The sequence below is a fragment of the Prosthecobacter sp. genome (assembly GCF_044226605.1).
GTDB lineage: Bacteria > Verrucomicrobiota > Verrucomicrobiia > Verrucomicrobiales > Verrucomicrobiaceae > Prosthecobacter.
On sequence record NZ_JBGAGS010000004.1, the window covers coordinates 62,955 to 82,714 of the forward strand.

The window sequence follows — 19,760 nt, forward strand, 5'->3', positions numbered from 1 at the left end:
GGAGTATGCTGACCGCCAAGTGTGAGGTCACGGCGATTTCGACCGGGCTTGCAAACGCAGATCCGCGTGTGAATGAGCATACCGCCCGAATCAGAGGTCGGGGCATACACGCTCGTGCCGGCCGCCGGAGGAGGGGCGGAATCTCCATGATGCCCCGGCAGGCCTCCGCCGGGGTGTAGAACTCGCCCGCTTTTGTCCCAGCGGAGTCGCCCCTTGACGAAACGTGACTCAGAATTTGCACCGTGGGTGTTTAACCTTTTTCAGCGTGACTAGTTGGCGAGCCATCATAATACCACAGCTGGACTTCGCGGCATTCGCGCGCCTGATTGCTCAACCCGCATCGCCTCCATGCCTGATGACTCTCAGCCAGCTTTTCAATCGTCTCCTGCTGAGGCGGATTTTTCCATCGGTGCTGATTGGACGGACGACGAGACGACTGCGCTGACCTTTTTAGGCACCTGCACGCTGCACGGAGCCAGATCGCCCGCGCTGGTGGGAGTGGCTTTGTCGGCCCACCAGCAGTTGCTGCGCGCCACGATGAGTGCGCGCCCGAAATCTCCGGCGCAGATTGCAGCTGCGGGGGAAGCATGGTTTTCCATCGGCTGGATGCTCCGGGGACAGGAGACGCTAGCGCAGCAGCCGGATCTGGCCATCATGGCGGCCAGTGCCTATGAGCATGCACTGGCCCTGAACTGCCGCAAAGCTGAGTGCTGCGACAATCTGGGAAACCTCTACCACCGCCATCTGCGTGAGCCGCAGCGTGCGGAGGAGTGTTACAGGCGGGCCATGGAGCTACGCCCGCAGTCCTCCTGCCCCCATATCGGTCTGGCCGATCTTTACCAGGGGCCGCTGGACCAGCCTGAGCGTGCGGAACCTCACTACCTCCGCGCCATTGAGCTGGATGCCACATACTGGTATCCGCATCGCCAGCTCGGTTATCTTTACCAGCGCCAGTTGCATCGATACGCCGCTGCGGAGAAGCATTACCGCCGCGTCCTGGAACTTTCTCCCTCGAATGCTCAGTCTCACGTCGGCCTGGGGCAGGTGTATCATTACCACCTTCAGCAGCCCACGCTGGCCGAGGGCTGCTACCTGGCGGCCATCACCCTGCAGCCGCACGATGCCTGCGCGCTCCGCATGCTGGGCCTTCTTTGCAAAGACTATCTGCAACAGCCGCTGCGTGCGGAGGAGTGCTACCGCAAAGCCATCGCGGCAGACCCCGCCAATCCCCGCCCACACACGGCGCTGGGGTACTTGCGTGAGTCCCAAGGGCGCTGGGCAGAGGCTGCTGCCGCTTATCAGCAAAGCCTGGCTTGTGACGACGCCTACGCCCCTGCACTGCGGGGACTCGCCTGGGTGGCGCTGCTCAGCCGTGGAGCTGTGGAGGAGACACGCCGTTTGTATGACCGTGCGCATGCTGCCGAACCCAAGGCTGGCACGCTCAACGTATTCGTCTATCTTGCCGCGGAGGTCTGGGCTGCGAATTGGCCCGTGGCCCAATACCTCTGGAACGAATGGGTCAAGGGCCTGCAAGCACATGAGGATTGGATGCTCTGGCAGAACCGCGAGCGGGTCTGCGCGCTGCTGCGCCAGGCCCATGCCGCAGGCCTCCTGCCAGCTTTTGCCGCAGTGCTGCCTTCTGACCGCCCGTGCTGGCGGCCCTTTGTCCAAGCCGTGGATGCTTTCACGACGCACAGAGCCGAGGGAGCGCTGCCCTCTGAGCCGCAGGCGGGAGCGATTTTCGACCTTCTCCACAAGCACTGAAGATGAATTGTCGTCGTGGCAAATCGACAGCGGATATTCCCAGCATCCATTGAAGGGGAATTCCCCCCTTCTCCCCTTCCCTCCAATCAGCTATTCCCCGCCCTGCTCTCGGCCACTGATTGAATCCCACGGAATCTCCCGTTCACTGCCGATGCTCCGCCCAACCCACGTTCGTTACCAAGTCGTCGGCTTCATGCTGGCTCTTGGCGCGCTTACTTATCTCGATCGTGCGTGCATCGCCACGCTTTCGCCGGACATTCGCAGCGAGCTTGGGCTGAGCAAGGACCAGATGAGCTGGATCTTCAGCGCCTTTGCCATCGCGTATGCAGCGTTTGAGATTCCGACAGCGTGGTGGGCGGATCGCATTGGGACGCGGCGGGTGCTCACGCGCATCGTGGCGTGGTGGTCGGTATTTACCATGGCCACCGCCGCTGCGTGGAACCTTGGATCCATGATGGTCATCCGCTTTCTGTTTGGTGCCGGAGAAGCGGGTGCGTGGCCGAACATGGCGCGCACCTTCTCACGCTGGATCCCCCGCTCGGAGCGCGGCACCATTCAGGGTGTCTTCTTTTCCGCCGCGCATGTCGCAGGCGGACTGACCCCCATGATCACGCTGGCTGTGGCGGGAATGTGCGGATGGCGCTGGACCTTTGTGATCTTCGGCATTCCCGGCCTTCTTTGGGCACTGGCCTGGTTCAAATGGTTCCGCGATGATCCGGAGGAGCATCCTGCAGTTAATGCGGCGGAGCTGGAAAAGATCGTGGCGGGGCGCGATGCGAGTGCAGGGCATCATGCCGGTTGGGCCTATTGGCGACAGTTAATGCTGCATCGCAACACCCTGCCGCTGTGCCTCATGTATTTTCCGAACAGCTTTGGCTTCTACTTCTGCATCACCTGGCTGCCGGATTACTTGCGGGAGCAGCACGGTTTTGACTCGATGCGGCTGGGCTTTTTCACTGGCCTGCCCCTGCTGCTGAGCCCGGTGGCGGATCTGCTGGGTGGGCTGGCCACGGATGCCGCCGTGCGGCGTTTCGGACTGCGCATCGGCCGTGTGGGTGTGGGAGCTGCGTCCTACATTGTGGCAGGCGTCGCGATGCTGATGGCAGCGACAGCTACACATCCAGAACTTGCAGCCTGGTATATTGCGGCTGCCGTGGCCGCAAGCATGTTTACGCTTGGTGCGTCCTGGGGCGCTGTCATCGACGTTGGCGGCAGCCATACCGGCGTGGTGGGCGCTGCGATGAACACGAGTGGACAAATCGGGAGCGTGATCTGCCCGCTGATCGTGATATGGCTGCAGGAGCACTACCATTGGAATGCGCCCGTCTGCCTCATTGGCATTCTCTACCTGGTGGGAGCCGCGGCGTGGGTGTTCATCAATCCGCACCGGAAGATTTTTGAGTAGCTCGTTGCGCTGACAGGGTATGCCTTGAAACAGCAAAACAACTGGAGTTATGCTCTATTGGCTGACTCGTGGATTCATCTTTCGAAAGGCCAACCACGCGGGCAGCAAGGCGGCCAAATCCAATGATGCTCTGATGAAATGAGACGGGAACTGCTCATAAAAAAACGACGTATCTCTTATAATAAAGAAAGCATCCCACCCGACAAAACCTGCTTCCAGAACAAGAAACACCAAGGCCAGGAGAGACGTCAAAACAGCCAGCCTCAGACTTGAGCGAGGAACCGAAGAGCCGCTGAAACGCCTCCAAAAGCCAAAGCACCCAATGACCAAAGCAACCGCAGCCATGGCTGTGAGAAGCAGCCAAAGGATGGCGCTTATCAACGCACCTGCTCCCCCTGGGTAGGTGGTGGCCAGCAATGAGTGGGTCATGGTTTGTTTGATAGGCTCAACCCATTTCAGCCTTCAATCACGGAGGCCATTTTCATAGTGATGATGCTCGAACGAAGCTGAGCTGAAGGAACCTATGAAATTCGAGTCGTGCTCATCCTTGGGTTTGATATGACCATTTTTCACGGCCCAGTCATAGCTTCCAACATCCACAGGATACCGGGTCAAGACACCTGTCAGTGAATGTTCAGCGATCCAACTTTCAGCCTGATCTCGCAACCTGAACACTCCGCCAGGGAATCGGCCTTTTGCTCCGTTAAAAATCCAAACGAAATCGTCCATCTTGTGCTGTTGGAATGAGCTAAAGTTCTTGAGTCTCCGCCCCTACACCTCGCTCACCACCCCGTTGCTCGCGCCAAACGTCGGCGCTTCGATGCCCATGTGGTGGAGCATGCGGACGTACAGATTCGACATCAGCGTGTTGTTTTTCGTGTCGTAGGCCAGGTGGCCCTGGTGCTTGAAGGTGCCGCCAGCGAGGATGACGGGGAGGTTGTTGTTGTCGTGGGAGGAAGAGTTGCCCAGGTTGCTGGTGTAGAGCACGGCGGTGTGGTCCAGCAGGGACTGGCCGGCTTCCTGGCTGAGCTTCAGTTTCTCCAAAAACTCGCCGAAGACTTTGATCTCGGCTTCTTCAATGAGGGCTAGCTGCTCCAGCTTTGCGGGGTCCTGGCCGTGGTGGGAGGCATCGTGGTGGCCAAGGTTCACACCCGTGATCTCCGGGCGCTCCTGTGTGCCGATCCACAAGGAAACGACACGAGTAGAATCCGTCTGCAGCGCGAGGTGTACGATGTCGTACCACAGGCGCGAGCGCTCCATGAGCTGCGGGCCGCTGGGCTCGGTGGTGGGCGTGGCGAAGTCCACGTGCGGCTTCGGCGTGGTGCTCCAATGCTCGTCCTGTTGAAGCGTCTGCTCGGCCTCGCGCACGGAGGAAAGAAAGAGGTCCAGGCGGTCGCGGTCCGTGCTGCTCACGCGGCGGTTCAGCGCTTTGATTTGAGAGCCCACGTCATCCAGGATGCTCTGGCCGTCCTTCACGCGCTGCAGCTCCCGCGCCTCCTCCTCCGGCGTGCCGGCAATGAAGAGTTTTTTAAACACAGAGGTGGCGCGCTGCTCGGAGGGAATGCGCACGCCCCGGCGGTTCCAGGCCACATCGCCACCACCGAGGATGAGGGAGGAAAAGCGCGTCTGATTGCCGAGATGCGAGGCAACTTCCTGATCGAGCGAAATGCCGTTTTTGATGTCTTTGTCGCGGATGCGCTCCGGTGCCACGCCAGTGAAGATGCCCACCTCTGCGAAATGTCCCGCTGCATAGCGGTGCGACATGCCAGAGAAAACGGTGAACTGATCGCGATGCTCCTGCAAGCCTTTCAGGTAGCGGCTAGGTACGTAGTCCCTGCCCGCTTTCTCGGGGAAGAAATTCGGCCCATACATGCCCAGCGGCTGGCCTGCCAGCACCATCCGCGGCGGGGCCTTGAGCGCCTTCTTTGCTTCAGTGGCCGAGGCAGGAATCATCGCCTCCAGAAACGGCAGGCCAATGGCGATGCCGGAGGAGCGCAAAAAGGTGCGGCGGTCGAGTCGTGGAGCGGGCATGGCGGTAGAAGGTGACGGTTATTTGTTCAAGAACACGCGACTTTGCGCAATTTCATGCACCGGTGCAGTCATATCATCAGGTGGGATATCATTTGCCCTGTTTGAATTGGGAGAATCGCATCGCCATCTTTTTGAGGTCAGCCAGAGCTTTCCGGGACGGCTCCGGCAAGTACGCGTTGATGGTGTAATGACCGACGTCCTGTTCATATTTTTCAAACATGAGCACATTAGAGTCTTCCCCGAGGGGCTTCTTGCCGAAAGCATTGTCCCACTTCACGGGGCCAAGGGCCTGGGTCATGAGCAACACGGCCTTTTGAATGTCCTTCTCTTCGGTAAGCTTGATGCGGAGCAAGGTCGGCTGCATGCGGTCCGAAGTCTCCAATGGGAGATAAGACACGACCTCCATCATCACTGATTTTTCCGATTTTTCTTCGAACAGCGTGCATGCATAGTTTGGCCCCCACCCACCCACCGCCGCGACACGAGTGACCTTCACAGCCTTTGGGTGCTGCATTCTCAACTCCTTGAATGAGGATAACATCAAGGCCTCATAAAATTCAGGCCTCGATTCTCGGATATGCTCCCACGATTGCACATCGACATCGGCCGCCATCGACTTCCCCTGAGAAAGCCAAGCTATCCCAGCTAGGATGCACTGAATGAGTCCTTTGCTATTCATGTTTCGTGTGGCTGCTGAGATCACTTGTTCAGGAATATTCGATTCTGCACGATCTCATGCACCAGGGTGCGCAGGCCGTAGTTCTTCGTGCGCAGCGTGGCCACGATCTGCTCCACCGCCTCGCGATCGGCGAACTGGATGTCCGCACCGGTGGCATAGATGATGAGCTTCTGCGTCAGGCTGCGGGCGAGCTGGTCCTTGTCTTCCAGCAGCAGTCGCTTGTAGTCGGAGATGTCTTTGAAGGCCTTGCCCTCAGGCGTGGTGCCGCCCTGCTCCACATCCGCCCCGCGAAAGATGGCGCGGCCGCTGGTGGGAAAGAGCGGCATGGGGTAGGCGCGGGTGCGCTCGGTGCCACGATAAAAGTCGCGGTAGTTGCCGATGGGGTCAAACTTCTCCAGCGCGAAACCGGGCGGGTCGATGTGATTGTGGCAGGTGGCGCAGGCGGGTGTGTGGCGGTGCTTGTCAAGCTGCTGGCGGATGGTGGTGGCACCGCGGATGTCAGGCTCGATGGTGGGTACATCCGGCGGCGGAGGTGCGGGCGGCTTGCCGAGGATGCGGTTCAGCACCCACGTGCCGCGCAGCACGGGAGATGTGCGCGTGCCATCGGCGGTGACCTTCAGCACGCTGCCCTGCGTCATCACGCCACCGCGATGCGACTCTGCGGGCAGTTTCACCTTGCGGAAATCATTTCCCTGGACGCCGGGAATGCCATAAAGCGCTGCGAGGCGTTCATTGAGCATGGACCAGTCGGAGTCGATGAAATTGAGCAACGACAAATCCTGCCGCAGCACCTCGGCAAAGAAGAACTGCGTCTCGCGTGGCATGGCATCCAGTAGAAGGGAGTCGAAGTCCGCGTAGAGCTGTGGATCAGGGATGGTGAAGTCGATCTTGCGCAGGTCCAGCCACTGGCCGGTGAAGTTGGTGGTGAAGCGCTCTGCACGCGGATGCTGCAGCAGGCGCTCCACCTGCGCGCGCAGCACGGCGGGCTGGTGCAGCGTGTTCTTTGCAGCCAGCGCGGTGAGCTCCGCATCCGGCGCGGAGGACCACAGGAAATACGTGAGCCGCTCCGCCAGAGAGAAGTCATCCAGCCGAGTGGAAACCAGCTCTCCCTGCTCATTGGCCTGCGCGCTTTCCGCGTCCATCAGGAACAGGAAATCCGGCGAGGAGAGGATGAGCTTGAAGCCATACATCATCGCATCGTGAAAGCTGTGCTGCTGCTCCAGCCGCTGCTTCACTTTGCTGATGTAATGCTGCTGCACCTCCTCGCTGACGGGGCGGCGGAAGGCTCGCGGCAGGAAGGCGCGCAGGATGCGTTCGGCATCCGCCTGCGAATTCGCCGAGGCCGGCACCAGCGGATCGCCGAGCCACTGGGACTCGGTGCGCTGAGGGCTGATGACGGGCACGCGTGCGCCAGTCATCTCCGCCTTCACCACGGAGCGTGCTTTGAGCGGCACGTCTCCATACAGCGCGGTGTAGGCTGGCGGTGGGAAGGCATCCAGCGGCCCGTCGATCTGCATCCACTCCACCTTCAGGCCGGGGCCGGTGTATTCCTCGATGGGCTTTTTGAAAATGCGGATGTCCCAGGTGGTGAGCAGGTTCAGCACAAAGGCCTGGTTCGTCCCCAGCTCGACCTCGTACTCGATCACCTGCGGCGTGCCGTGCGGGATCTCGCGCACCTCCCGCAGCACGGGGCCCTCGCGACCGCTTTGATTCACCACCATGAAGCCAGCGGGCACCGCCCTGCCCTCTCCGCCGACAGCGCATGCCGACATCGTCACCTTATAACGCCCGGCCATTTTCACCGCCGAAGTGGCGCACAGGCCATAGCGCGGCAGCTTGCTGTAAAAAACGAGCGCACCGTCCTGCATGCGTGCGCTGCGCGTCAGTGTTTGCTGAAAATTCGGCCCCTTCTTCACGATCACTTCCGCCGTGCGCCGATCGCTGAAAGGGATGGGCGGACTGATGGGAATGACCGACTGCACCGCGCGCGCCGCAGCCTCCTGGTAGCGCAGGAAATGAGTGGCCGAGATGTCCAGTCCGGTGCTCACATTGTCAAAGCCCGCCGTGGTGCTGTCCTCCGGCAGGAGGTCCTTCAGCATTGCATTGGTGCCGAGCAGATCGCGCAACGTATTCTCAAACTCCGTGCTGTTGAGCCGCCGCACCATCACGCGGCCCTGCTTCTGCTGATGCTCCAGCGAGGCGGCATGAAGCTGCGCCTGCAGAAAGGTCGTGGCACCCGCGAGTGCCGCCTGCGGCGGGCGCTCGCGCTTCTTCGGCGGCATCTCGCCGGAGACCATCTTGTCAAACACCTGTGCCCATTTCCTGACCGCGGAAGGGTCGTGGAGGTCGGTGCCCAGCGTGTCCAGCCTCAGGCCGCCTTTCTGTGCGTCCTCTCCGTGGCAGTCAAAGCAGTGCTGATCGAGCAGCGGTCTCACTTGGGTGGCGAAATCCGGTGCAGCGCCATGCGCGCCCAGGGCGAGGATGAGGAAAGCGGCGGAAGTGAAGCGGAGAAGCAGCATGCAGGCGGAGGAAATGAACGCGTGAGGCGGAGGATTCTTTGCTCATCACTCCCAGTGAAACTTCGCCATATTCTCTCAAAAAGCGGCCCAATTCGAAAGTACTTTTTCACCTCCCAACAGACTTGTCCCGAATCCAAGATCCCCCAAAAAGCAGGCGCGCTTACAGCCTGATTTTCCCTGATCATCGGCGTCGGGATGATCGCTGCCGCCCGCTCGCCTTCGGATCAAGGAATGGGGAGGACGGGGTGCGTCCATCTTGTTGCGTCAGTATAACCCCGCCCGGCTCAGCTCCCACGCGAAGATCACCGAGAAGGCCGCATCGTCGTTGCCCTGCACGGAGTTCTCGAGGCGTTCGCCGTAATGCCTTTGGCAGAGAGCGTAGAATGCATAGAGCGCTTCGAAGATCTTGTCATAGTCCGTGGCGAAACAGGGCAGGTTCAAGTCCTCACCGGTGATCGGGTCAGGCGCTGCAGTGCAAAACGGCGTCAAGTATCCCCATTCAATGCCATTGTAATAGTGCTCCAAAGCCCGTCTCATCGGAGGCAGCGGCTGCAGCGGTCCGCCCGCCAGTGTGGATTTAAGTGCATGCTCCGCCATGAATTGGGAAAAGAGACCGCGCACCACCGTCAGCCGATCTCGTTTGGGGAAGATATGCGGAAAGATTCCAAAATCATAAAAGGTCATGGACCATTCCGCCTGATTCTTGAAGACGTGGGAGGTGGAGCCGAAATCTGGCATGCGCTTAAATCGTTCCCCTGCCGCTGCCGCCGCATCTGCTTTGGCAGCATCAGCCTTCTCATGCTTCCTTATCTGCTCCTGCATGGAAGGCAGTGGAACGGCGGAATCACTGGACTGCATCTTTTTCAAATAGGGGAGACCCGCAAACTCCCAGGTGCCCTCATGATTTCGCCTCAGCTTCCTCGGTGAAAACCACCGCTCCTCTGCGTCGGTGATCTCCAGTTCATCCACGCTCAGCAGCTTGGCGTGGTTGTTTCCAAAGCCGTAGGAGTTCAGAAATCGGTTCATATATACCTTGGGCGCTGCGGGATCGATCTCCAGGGTCACTACGACACAATCATAAAAATCCGGGTGGAACAGACTCACACGGTTTTCATCAAACTGGAGGTCGTCGATTTTGTTCGCGATCCAATTCTTCTCGAAGAGAATTCTGTCATCTTCCTTTTTAAATCGCACCATCATGCGATAAAACGGCCAGTCGATGCCGGCAGGAGTTCGGTAGGAATACTGGTAGTAGGTGGCAGGACCATCATCCTTCACCAGTTCCAGCACCACCTCCGCCCCATGCGCCACCGGCTTGCGATCAATGACCTCAAACACCGCCGCGCAGGCTGGAGATGCCACCACAACAGCAAACATCCACCCCAGCGCCGCAAGGAAAGCCCGTGTCCCAGTTGGAGTACCGTTCATGGAATGAAAATGCGCGGCAGAGTATGGAGGTCGCGAGAGAATGGCAAGGGCAATGCTGAAACGTGACCCAGGCCGCCAGCCTGTGCCTTGGAGCAAAGTCACAACGCAGAGCAGGGCCACTACCAGCGCACACCACGCCGGCACAAGAGCGGGATCATCTTGAGCCCGCAGGCTGCGCCACACCCACCGCTCCCAAACCAGGGATCAAGAGGATCACCCTCCTTCTATCTCTGTCCCAAGCGGTCGATCAGCTCCTGCGTCATCTTGCGGTCTTCCTCCGTGGGGGCAGACTGCAGGGCATGCTCCAGATAGTGCAGACCTTTGGCGGGATCTCCGCAGAGGGAGAAGAGCTGGCCCAGATGAAAGTGCATGTCGTGGGAGTCAATCTCGAGAGACTCCAGGATCTCAGCCTCGCGCAGGGCCTCCGGCTTGTGGCCGGCCATCAGCAGCGCCATGGCGTAGGTTTTGCGATACTCAGGAGACTGCGCATACGTGACCACCATTTTTTGCAGGTCCTGCAGCGCGGCATTCACCAGCTTCTCATCATCGCTCTGGCAGGTGCGCATCAGCTCATAGGCACGAGCGCGCATGCGTTCGCTGAAGGCCTCGCCATCGCTCTCCGCCGCCGTCTGGCACGCGGCCAGCACCGGCGACTCTGGCGCGATGCGCTGGAGCTTTTCCAGCACGACCTCTAGTACATCCTCCGCGCCCTGCGTCTGAAAATACACCAGCGCGAGATGTTCAAGGATGCCGGTGAACTCGGGAAAGCGGCGCTCCCCCTGCTCCAAAACCTCCCGTGCACTGGACGTGGCGGCCTCCGCCTCTGCAAGGTCCCCGGCCTGGGCGCGCTGGCGCAGGTAGAGACGTGCCAGCTCCACATACTCCTCCGGTGCCGCACTGCCGGTAGTGATGCTCTCGTGCAGTGCTGCCCTCCTGCCATCCGCAGCCTGCTTCTGCGCCTGGCTCCGCCCCAGCCATTCCAGCAGCCCCTCCAGCATCTCCGCAGCATCCCGCATGTCGCTCTCGTCATGACCCTCGTCGCGCACGTGCTCCAGCTGGCGAATGCACAGTTCCAGCTGCCCCATCTGGCTCAGGCTTGTGGCCAGGTTCAGCCGATGCACATCGCGCTGCGGAAAGGCGTCCACCAGTTGCTGGTATAAATCCCGCGCCTCTTCAAAACGCCGCGCATGGAAGTAACCCAGCGCCAGGCTGCTCCACGCATGCTCGTCATTGGCCAGAATCTCCGCCTCCACCAGCAGCGCACCCAGCATTTTCTCCTGCTCCTCGGCACTGGCCGCTGGAATCTGTTCCAAGATATTCATCCGCCTCTCCGCCAAAGGCCCGGGAGGTGTCTGCATGGAGAAAATCGGCATCTGGAAGCTCATGGTACAACGACACCATATCTCAGAGAGCCAGATGAAAGCTCAAGACCTTTCCCCGATACTCCTCGCAAAAAGCCGCGAACCCATCATTCCAGCCCCCCCCCTGTGCGATCAGGTGGTTTGGCAGCGGAAGGTCTCAGGAGCTTCGGCGCTTATCGCAGGAGGGGCGGAAGCGCAGACCCTTAGCAAATCGCGAACCGTTCAATCCGGGGCCTTGCCAGTGGTTGATGAGACGGATCTTTTGTAAGCCTGCAATCGGCCAGTTTCGCCTGGTTGCCTGGTGATGGACTGCTCAAAATCAAGCGTCCAGAGGCCTGGCGCCGACTGCATGGCAGCGCCGAGTAGCTGCTCGTGCTTCATGCGTTTTGCCGCCGGCACAGACAAATCTACCATCACACGTGTGATCTGCAGTTCGTCGAGGTGCCTGAGAAGCGCTGCTTCATCCGCAAATTGAGACTGATAGTCACGGCCCATCCAGTCGCTCGATGCCAGTTCCTTGCTACCACGGTATATGCGAAGCAGCGATGGGGACCGTTGCGGACAATGGAAGGCTGCAGCAGCAATGACTGCTCCTTCCCCGCGCGGGTCAGAGGCGATCAGCCAGTTTTGCTTGGAGTCGCCAGCTTTAGGCACGCCCAATTTTTCCACGGCCTGGGTGAACCCAAGTACTTCTTTGACAGGCAGTCCTCTTTCAAAGAGAAAGAGGGCCAGAAAAACCAAGTGAAGACATGCGCCAAAAGCCGGGCGGACCGACCTTGGCCATGGGACGGCCTCCAGACCATACGCCGCGGCAAGCATAACGACCGGGGCTAAGGTGAGCATGTAACGGGTGCTCAGTCCCACAGGCACCAGCAGCAACACCAAGCTCATGCCGAGTACCATGCCGGCAAGAGAGGCCGTTTCCGGCAGAAGGGCTTCATCCCGCCTGCTGTTAATGATGGCACGCACAATCCCTCCTGCGCAGAGAAGGGTGAAGGGCCAGCCAAAGACAGCCGGCATTGCGGCAAGGTGAAATGGAACCGCCTGCAGGAAATACTGCCAAGGCCCGAGCTGAGTCATGCCTTCTTTTGAGATACCGGTGGAGTAGAGCATCCAAGGGCCCGCAAACAGAACCACCGGGAGGGCCGCACACCACCAGGACCAGCCAAGGGCGAGCCGCCATTTGCCGCAAAGCAATGTGGCAACGGGCGGAACCAGGCACAATCCCATACCGGACCCTTTTGTCAGAATGGCCGCCGTCGCCACTCCCCCCCACACCAAGGCACGCTTGACGGAAGGTGCACGCAGGTACCATGCCCACAGAAGTGCTGCCCAGAGACAAAAAAGCGCCAGCAGAATGTCCGACATCACATGCAGGGTCAGCTTCAACGCGATCGGCAGAAGAACGACCGAAAAGCTGGCGATGGCGGCAGTCAATGGCTTTAAAAAACGACAGCCAACCTGAAAAGTCAGCATGGCCAGAAGAGACAGGGTCAGCGCCTGAAAGATAAGCAGTGTGTTCACACTGGTGTGCACCAGTAAAAGCGGGACCGCCAAAACATAGTACATCGGGGGATAATGCCCCAGAGCGACGCGAGGAAAATCAGCGTAGTAGGCCTTGGCGAAACGCATTGGATGCTGACCGAGGCCGCTGTCCACATAGTCATGCAGCATGAGCGAGGTGACCGCATGCGCGGCTTCATCGGGGTCGCCGCCCAAATCTGACGCAAACCCTCCTGCTCTGTAAGTGTAAGCCAGAGTAAAAAGGGTGCAGATGACCAGCACTGCGAGTCTGACTGCAACGGTTGAGTCCGGTTTAGAGGGGGGGTGATGGTTGAACATCCGAGGGTGCTTTTCAAAGCAGTTGGCACCTTGGCATGCAAAGCAAAGATTGGTCAAGACTGATGATTTTTTCCACGATGCCTCAAGAAAAATGTCAAATCGTCGGCGTTCTGGGCTAACGTACTTCACTTCGATTCCAGCGTTCGTTCGATCGCATTCGCCTGGGGCGCGGTCCATCCAATAGTTTGCTCATTTTGAAAGCACGGCACTGAATGGCACGGCGGGTGCTTCCCGCTGTTCGGGAAGAGAATTCCGCATTATTCCCCTTTCCAACCCACCCCAATACCTTACGAGGTTCTTACAAGCCTATTCCGAGAAATGGATGTTATAGTAAATCTTGAGAATGCCGCAAAATAGCGATGCATTGCTGAGTGGTGCCCGTTTTAACACTTTGACTTCCCTATGTATCAAGACACGTTTGACACGATGAAACTACTAGCTGCCATCATGGTCTTTGCCTTTATGGGGCACTGCTTGGCGGCGGAGTCCACCGGCACGGTTGCCGTGGCTGTGGGCAAGGTGACCCTCCTCCCGCTCGGCGGTGGTGCTGAGGTAACTCTTAAAGTTGGAGATGCAGTGCCCATCGGATCCACGGTGAAGACCGGTGCGGCTTCTCGGGCGGTCATCAAGACGACGAAGCAGTCGGCGGTGCGCATCGCGGAAAACTCGCAGGCAGTGTTCACGGAACTGGTGGATTCAGACACCGCGCCGAAGGTGTTGGTAGATCTGCAATCTGGCAGCCTGGGCGCACTGATTCAGCCGCAGGCGCAGTCCACGATGGACTTTAAGGTGAAGACCCCCAGCGGAATCGCCGCGGCGCGCGGTACGATGTTCGCCGTTGCAGTGGAAGATGGGAAGGGATTTGTGAAAGTGGAGCATGGCAAGGTGGATGTTACTCCGGCCAATGTGAAGAAGCAGGCTCCACAGATGGGAAAGGTGACCATCCTCAGCGGCAAGGTCACCGAAACGCCGGCCGGACAAGCCGAGCACGTTTTGAAACAAGGCGACATCGTTGCGGTTGGCAGCACGCTGAAGACTGGCGCAGATTCCCACGCCACCATCACCATGACCTCGACCTCCGCCATCCGCCTCGGGCCGGATTCGGAGGCGGTGGTGGCCGAAATTGTGGAGTCCAAGGAAGCACCCAAGGTTCTGCTGGACCTGAAGAACGGCACCGTGGGTGCTCTGGTAAAGCCGGAGACATCGGGCAAGATGGACTTCAAGATCAAGACGCCCAGCGGCATCGCCGTGGCCAAGGGGGCTTTCTATTCCGTGTCTGTTGAGAACGGCAAGGGCTATGTGCAGACGAAAGACGGCGAAGTCGTCATAGTCCCGCTGGAGACAGTCTCCGCCACTCCCGCCGGCCCCAAGCCCCAGCAATAACTCCTGAATTGCACTGAATGGCTTTGGGATGTCCATCATTGAGGACTGCTCGCGCCCTCGTCTGGGGTGGTGCGTTATGGATTTTGCTGCTCGGACCAGTGGCTCAAATCAGCGCGAATCCGACTGGTGGTGTCGTGGTGCTGGGAGATGCGCAGATCCAGAGCAGTGTACCCGGTTTGACGACGATCCATCAGCAGACGGACCGCGCGGTTATTGACTGGAGCACGTTCAACATCGGCAGCGGGGAGAAGACGCAGTTCATCGTGCCAGACGTGACCTCCGCCACGCTGAACCGGGTGCTGAATGGCGGCCCTTCCCTCCTTGATGGCACGCTCACCTCAAATGGACAGGTCTTTCTCATCAATGCCAGCGGCATCGTTTTCGGCCGTGGCTCGGTGGTGGATGTGGCGGGGCTCACCGCCTCCACGCTGGACGTGGGAAACCGTTCCTTCATGGCCGGGGTAGACATGGTATTTTCTGGTAGCAGCACGGCGGGAGTGACGAACGCGGGCTCCATCAAATCCGGCGGCGATGTTTTCCTCATCGGTTTCCAGGTGAACAACTCCGGCAGCATTCGCGCGCCCAACGGCACCGTGGGGCTGGCCGCAGGCACGGACGTGCTCATCCGCGCCGTCGGCGACGAGCGTGTGATCGTGCGCAATGCTGCAGGCCCGCAGCGCCGTACCGGCGTGAGTAACAGCGGCCTCATCGAGGCCAATGTGGCGGAACTGAAGGCGCATGGCGGAAACGTCTATGCGCTGGCCATTCGGAATACCGGTCGGATCGCCGCCACGGCCGTGACGCGGCAGGGCGGGCGCATCATTCTGAGCGCCAATGGCGGGACTATTGAAAACCGTGGCACTCTGGTGGCACGCGGACCTGCGGGCAATGGCGGGCAGATCAGGATCAATGCTGGCAGCAAGGGCCGGGTGAACCTCAGCGGCGGGCGCGTGGACGCCAATGGCACCACAGGCAAAGGCGGAAACATCGCCGTGAGCGGTGGGGAGGTGACCGTGCGCCGCGCCATTCCGGTGACTGCAGACGGTGAAACTGCGGGCGGACAGATCGAAATCAATGCCACAGCGCAGGGCGTTGAGCAGATGCTCAGCACCGTGATCGAAGGCAACATTCATGCAGACTCCGCGAATGGCAGCGGCGGAGTCATCCGACTGGGCGGCGCTTCATTGACACTTGGAGACACGGCACTCATCAGCGCCAGCGGCGCCAAAGGCGGCGGCAGCATCTTTGCCGGCGGCGGGGCACAGGGTCTGGACGCGGGCATAACAAATGCCACGAAGGTGCAGATTCAGCAGGGGGCTGTCCTTGCGGCCAATGCCACCCGCAGCGGGAATGGCGGCACGGTGGTGGCTTTTGCCAGCGATGCCATGAGCTTCCTGGGTGCTGTGCAGGCGCGTGGCGGAGCCAGCGGTGGCAATGGCGGGCAGGCCGAGATTTCCGGCAAGCAGTCTCTCATCATCGAATCGCTCACCGGCCACATCGATCTCAGTGCGCCGCAGGGCCGAGCGGGCACGCTGCTGCTGGACCCGAACGATATCCTGATCTCTGACAGCGTGGCAGGAGATACCATCACGAATCCCGCGATGGCCAGCACGCTGAGGGCCTGCGACATCTCCGCCTGGCTGGAGGCAAACAGCGGCAGCCTCGTCATTCAGACCGACAGCGCCGCGGGCGGTGGCGTGGGCAATATTACCCTGCAGGGCACCATCCAATGGAGCTCCAGCGCCACATTGACCATCCGTGCCGACCGCGACTTCATCATGACCACGCAGAACGGCGCAAACACCAGCCTCATCCAGGCCTTGGGCGACGGCAGCGTGGACATCACCGCAGGACGAGCCGTGGAGATCCTTTCCGGTGCGCAGATTCTCACGCATTCTGGCAATGTCACCCTTGCCGCAGGGGCCAACGCAGCCGCGTTTGTGGATCCGATTGACCAGGCCCTGTACATTGGCGGGCAGATCATCACAGACACCGGCAGCATCTCCCTCTCGGCCATGAATGGCGGCGCGGCAGGCACGGTGGCGATGCTGCTGGACAAATGTGGCGTGCTGAATGCAGGCGGATTCGGCGTGGTTACTCTGCGCAACGCCGGCGGCAGCATGGTGGGCAACGGCACGCTTGCTTCCTGGGGCCTGGTGCTCGCTGGCGGCGGCGATTTTTACCTCGCCAATACTGGCAATGCGGTGCAGACGCTCACCACTCACGGCACCATCGGCTCCTTGCAGCTGATCAACACCCTCGGCCTCACCATAGGCACCGTCGGCACTGACAGCGGTTTCAGCGCCTATCGGGACGTCAGCATCATCACCACCAGCACGGACCACATCCGCGTCAACAAAGACCTCTCCTCGCAGGGCGGCGTGATCACCTTGGAAGGGTTTGGGATTGAGGTGAATGGCAGCCGTGTTTCCAACACCGGCACCGGCACGCTCTACCTCACTGCCATGCGGGAGGTGAATGTGAACTCCGGCGCGGTTCTGTCCGTGGTTGATGGCAAAATGGTAATCAATGCCAATCAGGATCTGCTGCACCTTACCGGCGGAAACTTTGCCGGCATCTTGCTCAGCAATGCGACCCTCACAACCAGCGGCAAGGGAGCCATCGAGCTGAACGGGCATGGCGGAGATAGCGGCGATGGCAACACCGGCATTCTTCTGCAAAGCGGTTCCACCATTCACAGCACTTCCACCTCTTCGCTCGCAGGCAGCATCTCTCTGCTCGGCGTGGCGGGCGGTGGTGGCAGCGGCAATCATGGCGTGGCCCTGCAGGATGCCGGCAGCGCCATCACCAGCGCGGCAGGGTCGGTCACGATCACCGGCAGCGGCACGGGCACCGGAACGAACAACACCGGCGTGGATCTGGCCGCAAACACCGCCATCACAGGGAATGGCGCGATGATCATCAATACCGACACCATCAGCATTGCGGGCGCGGCGGCGATCGGTGGCACGGGCAGCTTATACCTCCGCACCGTCGCGGCAGGCACCGCCATCGGGCTGGGCGATGGCGCGGCGGGCTCGCTGCTCATCAATTCCGCGGGCATCGGCGCCATCGCGCCGACGCTCAGTCACGTCACCATCGGCGCTCCCACTTCGGGTGCAGTCGAGATCCGCGCGGCGACCTGGCGGGCGCCTTTGACCATCCTCACATTGGGAGAGATCACCGTCAGCGAGCAGCTCATTGACCTCGGCGGTCCCGTAACTTTGAGCGGATCCAACGTCGTTCTGTTTGCCGGCATCACCACCGCAGGCGGCGAGATCCTCGTCAGCAGTCCCGTCACACTCGCCGCCAGCGCCATGCTGGACACCACCAACGGCGGCTCCGTGATCAATGGCGCGGGCATCACTCTCGGCGGCCCATTGAACCACAATTTCGTGGACAACAGCAGCGGCCCCGATCTCACCCTCAGTGCCGGGCTCGCGGGAGATGTCGCCCTGCAGGGGGCGGTCGGGCATCCGGTGGCGTTTCACTCGGTGGTTATCACCGCAGGATCGCTGGCGGGTGCACCGGACATCGCCACGCGCAGCTTTCAGATCACCGCCGGGGGTAACTTGGACCTCACGCACGTGGCCGCCGCCAGCATCAGCGTTACCGGAGGCGCAGGGAATGACATCATCCTTCTGCAGCAGGTTCCCGCCATTTTGCTGGTCAATGGCGCAGGCGGAACGGACACCGTGTCGTTTGCCGCAGCCACGGGCGCGTCAAGCATTAGCGCCGCGAGTTTCACCAGCATCGAAAATCTCATCGGCTCGAGCTTTGCAGACACGCTCGTCGGAGCTTCGGGCGGCAATGTGTTTAACGTTACTTCCAGCAATGCGGGCACGCTCGGTACCTTGCACTTCAGCTCCATCGAAAACCTCACCGGCAGCAGCACAGGGAGCAATCAGTTTGTGTTTTTTAACCAGGCCACGCTCTCCGGCAGGGTCGATGGCCTCGGGAATCCGCAGGCCGTGGTGCTGATCAATGACAGCAATTTGCAGGCCGGCCAGGAGTACACCATAGGCGCATCCTTGGTCAGCGTGGCGGGGCGCAGCTATGCCTTTCAGGGAGTCGGTACTCTGGGGCTGAATCTCGGCAGCGGGAATGACAACACGGCCACGAGCTTTTACACTTTTGTGCAGAATCTCAACGGCGGCGGCGGCACGGACCAGCTCTTTGTGGATGGCGTGAAAGTGGTGACCACGCCGCTGACCAAACCTGGCTTTGGCACCATCACCACCGTGGGCTTTTCCACCAGCACGGTCATCGGTCCGGTGACGAATGTCTTCCTGCAAAACTTCACGCCTGGTGCGGGACCGGGAGGCTCCGACGGCTCGCAGACGAACAATTTCAACTCCACATCTACAGCAGGCTTGGGCGGCATCGGAGGCATTGGTGCGCAGGCTGCGGCTGGTGCCGTGGCCAGCGGCGCAGGGCTTGCCGGTGCGACCTCCGCCGCTGCGTTCCTCGGCCAGACGGTTGGCGGCGGGGGGGCTGGCTCCATGAACGGCGGCGGCCCTGCCAGCCTCGGCACGCAGTCGAATTTGAATTCGTCCACCTCCGCCACGGCAGAGCGAGAGCTGAACATGAGCCTGGGAGGCGACGGCACCGTGCGCCTGCAAAATGCGGGCGGCCTGCTGGGCATTGATCCCGGTGCTGGCGCTCCCAGCACGGCCTCCACTTCGCAGCTCGCGGCAGGCATCAGCCTGCTGGCGCAGAGTGAGCTCGCCATCGGCGCCATTGGTCGTGGGGAGGTGCCGCTCACGGTGCAGGCAGGCGCTCAGTCCATCACTTTGGGCGATCCCCTGCCCTCCCTGAATGTGCAGCAGTTTCTCAATCAAGCCGCGAGCCCGCAGGCCTTCAGCCAGATGTTCCAGTCCCTCGGTGGCGATGGCACTGCACACCTCGAATTCCTCTCCGGCAGCATCACCATGGAGGTCAATGACCGGCCCGTGCCCTCCAGCGTGGAGGGCACGCTCATGGCCAGCATTTCCCCTGGTGCCTTCGGGGAGCTTGCCCACGCGCTTGGCGGCATCGGCGAATATCGCATCAGCGAGATCAATGGCATCGCCCTCATGGATGCGACCGGCACCGCCGCCACGCCGGAGGTGCAGGCGGCCATCCGCACGCTGCTTTCCGCGCCCGGCGCGCTGGGGCTTTCCCTCGCCCTCGGAGAAGATGGCGGTGCACTGGTGGTGTCGTGGGATGGCATGGTCAGCCTCATGCTGGATGGCGCGCCTGCGGGTCCTTTTGTTTCCCTCAAACTGCAGAACGCCATCACTGCCGAAGGCCAGGCGGAGCTCGACCACGCCCTGCGCTGATATTCCTTTTATGCACTCATCCTCTCA

The 19,760-nt window shown here is 60.6% G+C and carries 12 protein-coding genes; 4 read left to right on the plus strand and 8 right to left on the minus strand.

The window, feature by feature from the left end; translation table 11 throughout:
* Positions 1–348 precede the first annotated feature (348 nt).
* Both ACILSO_RS06370 and ACILSO_RS06375 read left to right on the plus strand, forming a co-directional pair.
* Entirely contained in the window at positions 349–1,764 is a 1,416-nt protein-coding gene (locus ACILSO_RS06370) for a tetratricopeptide repeat protein (RefSeq protein WP_395736537.1), read from the plus strand.
* A 151-nt stretch (positions 1,765–1,915) separates the two neighbouring features.
* Positions 1,916–3,169, plus strand: coding sequence for an MFS transporter (locus ACILSO_RS06375; protein WP_395736538.1), 1,254 nt, complete (start codon positions 1,916–1,918; stop codon positions 3,167–3,169).
* A gap of 54 nt (positions 3,170–3,223) precedes the next feature.
* Here ACILSO_RS06375 and ACILSO_RS06380 read toward each other — a convergent pair whose 3' ends face one another.
* From ACILSO_RS06380 to ACILSO_RS06415, 8 genes are all read right to left on the minus strand, one after another.
* On the minus strand, positions 3,224–3,598 hold the full coding sequence (locus ACILSO_RS06380; RefSeq protein ID WP_395736539.1) for a hypothetical protein: 375 nt from the start codon (positions 3,596–3,598) through the stop codon (positions 3,224–3,226).
* Between the two features lie 33 nt (positions 3,599–3,631).
* Entirely contained in the window at positions 3,632–3,898 is a 267-nt protein-coding gene (locus tag ACILSO_RS06385) for a hypothetical protein (RefSeq protein WP_395736540.1), read from the minus strand.
* A gap of 42 nt (positions 3,899–3,940) precedes the next feature.
* Complete coding sequence (locus tag ACILSO_RS06390; RefSeq protein WP_395736541.1) at positions 3,941–5,200, minus strand: DUF1552 domain-containing protein; 1,260 nt, start codon at positions 5,198–5,200, stop codon at positions 3,941–3,943.
* Between the two features lie 88 nt (positions 5,201–5,288).
* A complete protein-coding gene (locus ACILSO_RS06395) occupies positions 5,289–5,879 on the minus strand; it encodes a hypothetical protein (RefSeq protein WP_395736542.1) in 591 nt (196 codons plus the stop codon).
* A 20-nt stretch (positions 5,880–5,899) separates the two neighbouring features.
* Positions 5,900–8,398, minus strand: coding sequence for a DUF1592 domain-containing protein (locus ACILSO_RS06400; protein WP_395736543.1), 2,499 nt, complete (start codon positions 8,396–8,398; stop codon positions 5,900–5,902).
* A 264-nt stretch (positions 8,399–8,662) separates the two neighbouring features.
* Positions 8,663–9,826, minus strand: a complete 1,164-nt coding sequence (locus ACILSO_RS06405; protein ID WP_395736544.1) for a hypothetical protein — start codon at positions 9,824–9,826, stop codon at positions 8,663–8,665.
* A 224-nt stretch (positions 9,827–10,050) separates the two neighbouring features.
* Positions 10,051–11,184 carry a tetratricopeptide repeat protein gene (locus tag ACILSO_RS06410; protein WP_395736545.1) on the minus strand — a complete coding sequence of 378 codons (1,134 nt, stop codon included), beginning with the start codon at positions 11,182–11,184 and terminating at the stop codon, positions 10,051–10,053.
* Positions 11,185–11,409: 225 nt separating this feature from the next.
* Entirely contained in the window at positions 11,410–13,206 is a 1,797-nt protein-coding gene (locus tag ACILSO_RS06415; protein ID WP_395736546.1) for an ArnT family glycosyltransferase, read from the minus strand.
* Between the two features lie 249 nt (positions 13,207–13,455).
* Here ACILSO_RS06415 and ACILSO_RS06420 point away from each other — a divergent pair, with 249 nt between their 5' ends.
* Together ACILSO_RS06420 and ACILSO_RS06425 are read left to right on the plus strand one after the other, a co-directional pair.
* Positions 13,456–14,412 carry a FecR domain-containing protein gene (locus ACILSO_RS06420; protein ID WP_395736547.1) on the plus strand — a complete coding sequence of 319 codons (957 nt, stop codon included), beginning with the start codon at positions 13,456–13,458 and terminating at the stop codon, positions 14,410–14,412.
* 38 nt (positions 14,413–14,450) lie between these two features.
* Complete coding sequence (locus ACILSO_RS06425) at positions 14,451–19,733, plus strand: beta strand repeat-containing protein (protein ID WP_395736548.1); 5,283 nt, start codon at positions 14,451–14,453, stop codon at positions 19,731–19,733.
* Positions 19,734–19,760 lie beyond the last annotated feature (27 nt).

What these genes read in the sequence shown, in the direction of transcription:
- ACILSO_RS06370 (WP_395736537.1), top strand. Translation starts at nt 349, where the DNA reads ATGCCTGATGACTCTCAGCCAGCTTTTCAATCGTCTCCTGCTGAGGCG.
- ACILSO_RS06375 (WP_395736538.1), top strand. Translation starts at nt 1,916, where the DNA reads ATGCTCCGCCCAACCCACGTTCGTTACCAAGTCGTCGGCTTCATGCTG.
- ACILSO_RS06380 (WP_395736539.1), bottom strand. Translation starts at nt 3,598, where the DNA reads ATGACCCACTCATTGCTGGCCACCACCTACCCAGGGGGAGCAGGTGCG.
- ACILSO_RS06385 (WP_395736540.1), bottom strand. Translation starts at nt 3,898, where the DNA reads ATGGACGATTTCGTTTGGATTTTTAACGGAGCAAAAGGCCGATTCCCT.
- ACILSO_RS06390 (WP_395736541.1), bottom strand. Translation starts at nt 5,200, where the DNA reads ATGCCCGCTCCACGACTCGACCGCCGCACCTTTTTGCGCTCCTCCGGC.
- ACILSO_RS06395 (WP_395736542.1), bottom strand. Translation starts at nt 5,879, where the DNA reads ATGAATAGCAAAGGACTCATTCAGTGCATCCTAGCTGGGATAGCTTGG.
- ACILSO_RS06400 (WP_395736543.1), bottom strand. Translation starts at nt 8,398, where the DNA reads ATGCTGCTTCTCCGCTTCACTTCCGCCGCTTTCCTCATCCTCGCCCTG.
- ACILSO_RS06405 (WP_395736544.1), bottom strand. Translation starts at nt 9,826, where the DNA reads ATGAACGGTACTCCAACTGGGACACGGGCTTTCCTTGCGGCGCTGGGG.
- ACILSO_RS06410 (WP_395736545.1), bottom strand. Translation starts at nt 11,184, where the DNA reads ATGCAGACACCTCCCGGGCCTTTGGCGGAGAGGCGGATGAATATCTTG.
- ACILSO_RS06415 (WP_395736546.1), bottom strand. Translation starts at nt 13,206, where the DNA reads ATGGACCGCGCCCCAGGCGAATGCGATCGAACGAACGCTGGAATCGAA.
- ACILSO_RS06420 (WP_395736547.1), top strand. Translation starts at nt 13,456, where the DNA reads ATGAAACTACTAGCTGCCATCATGGTCTTTGCCTTTATGGGGCACTGC.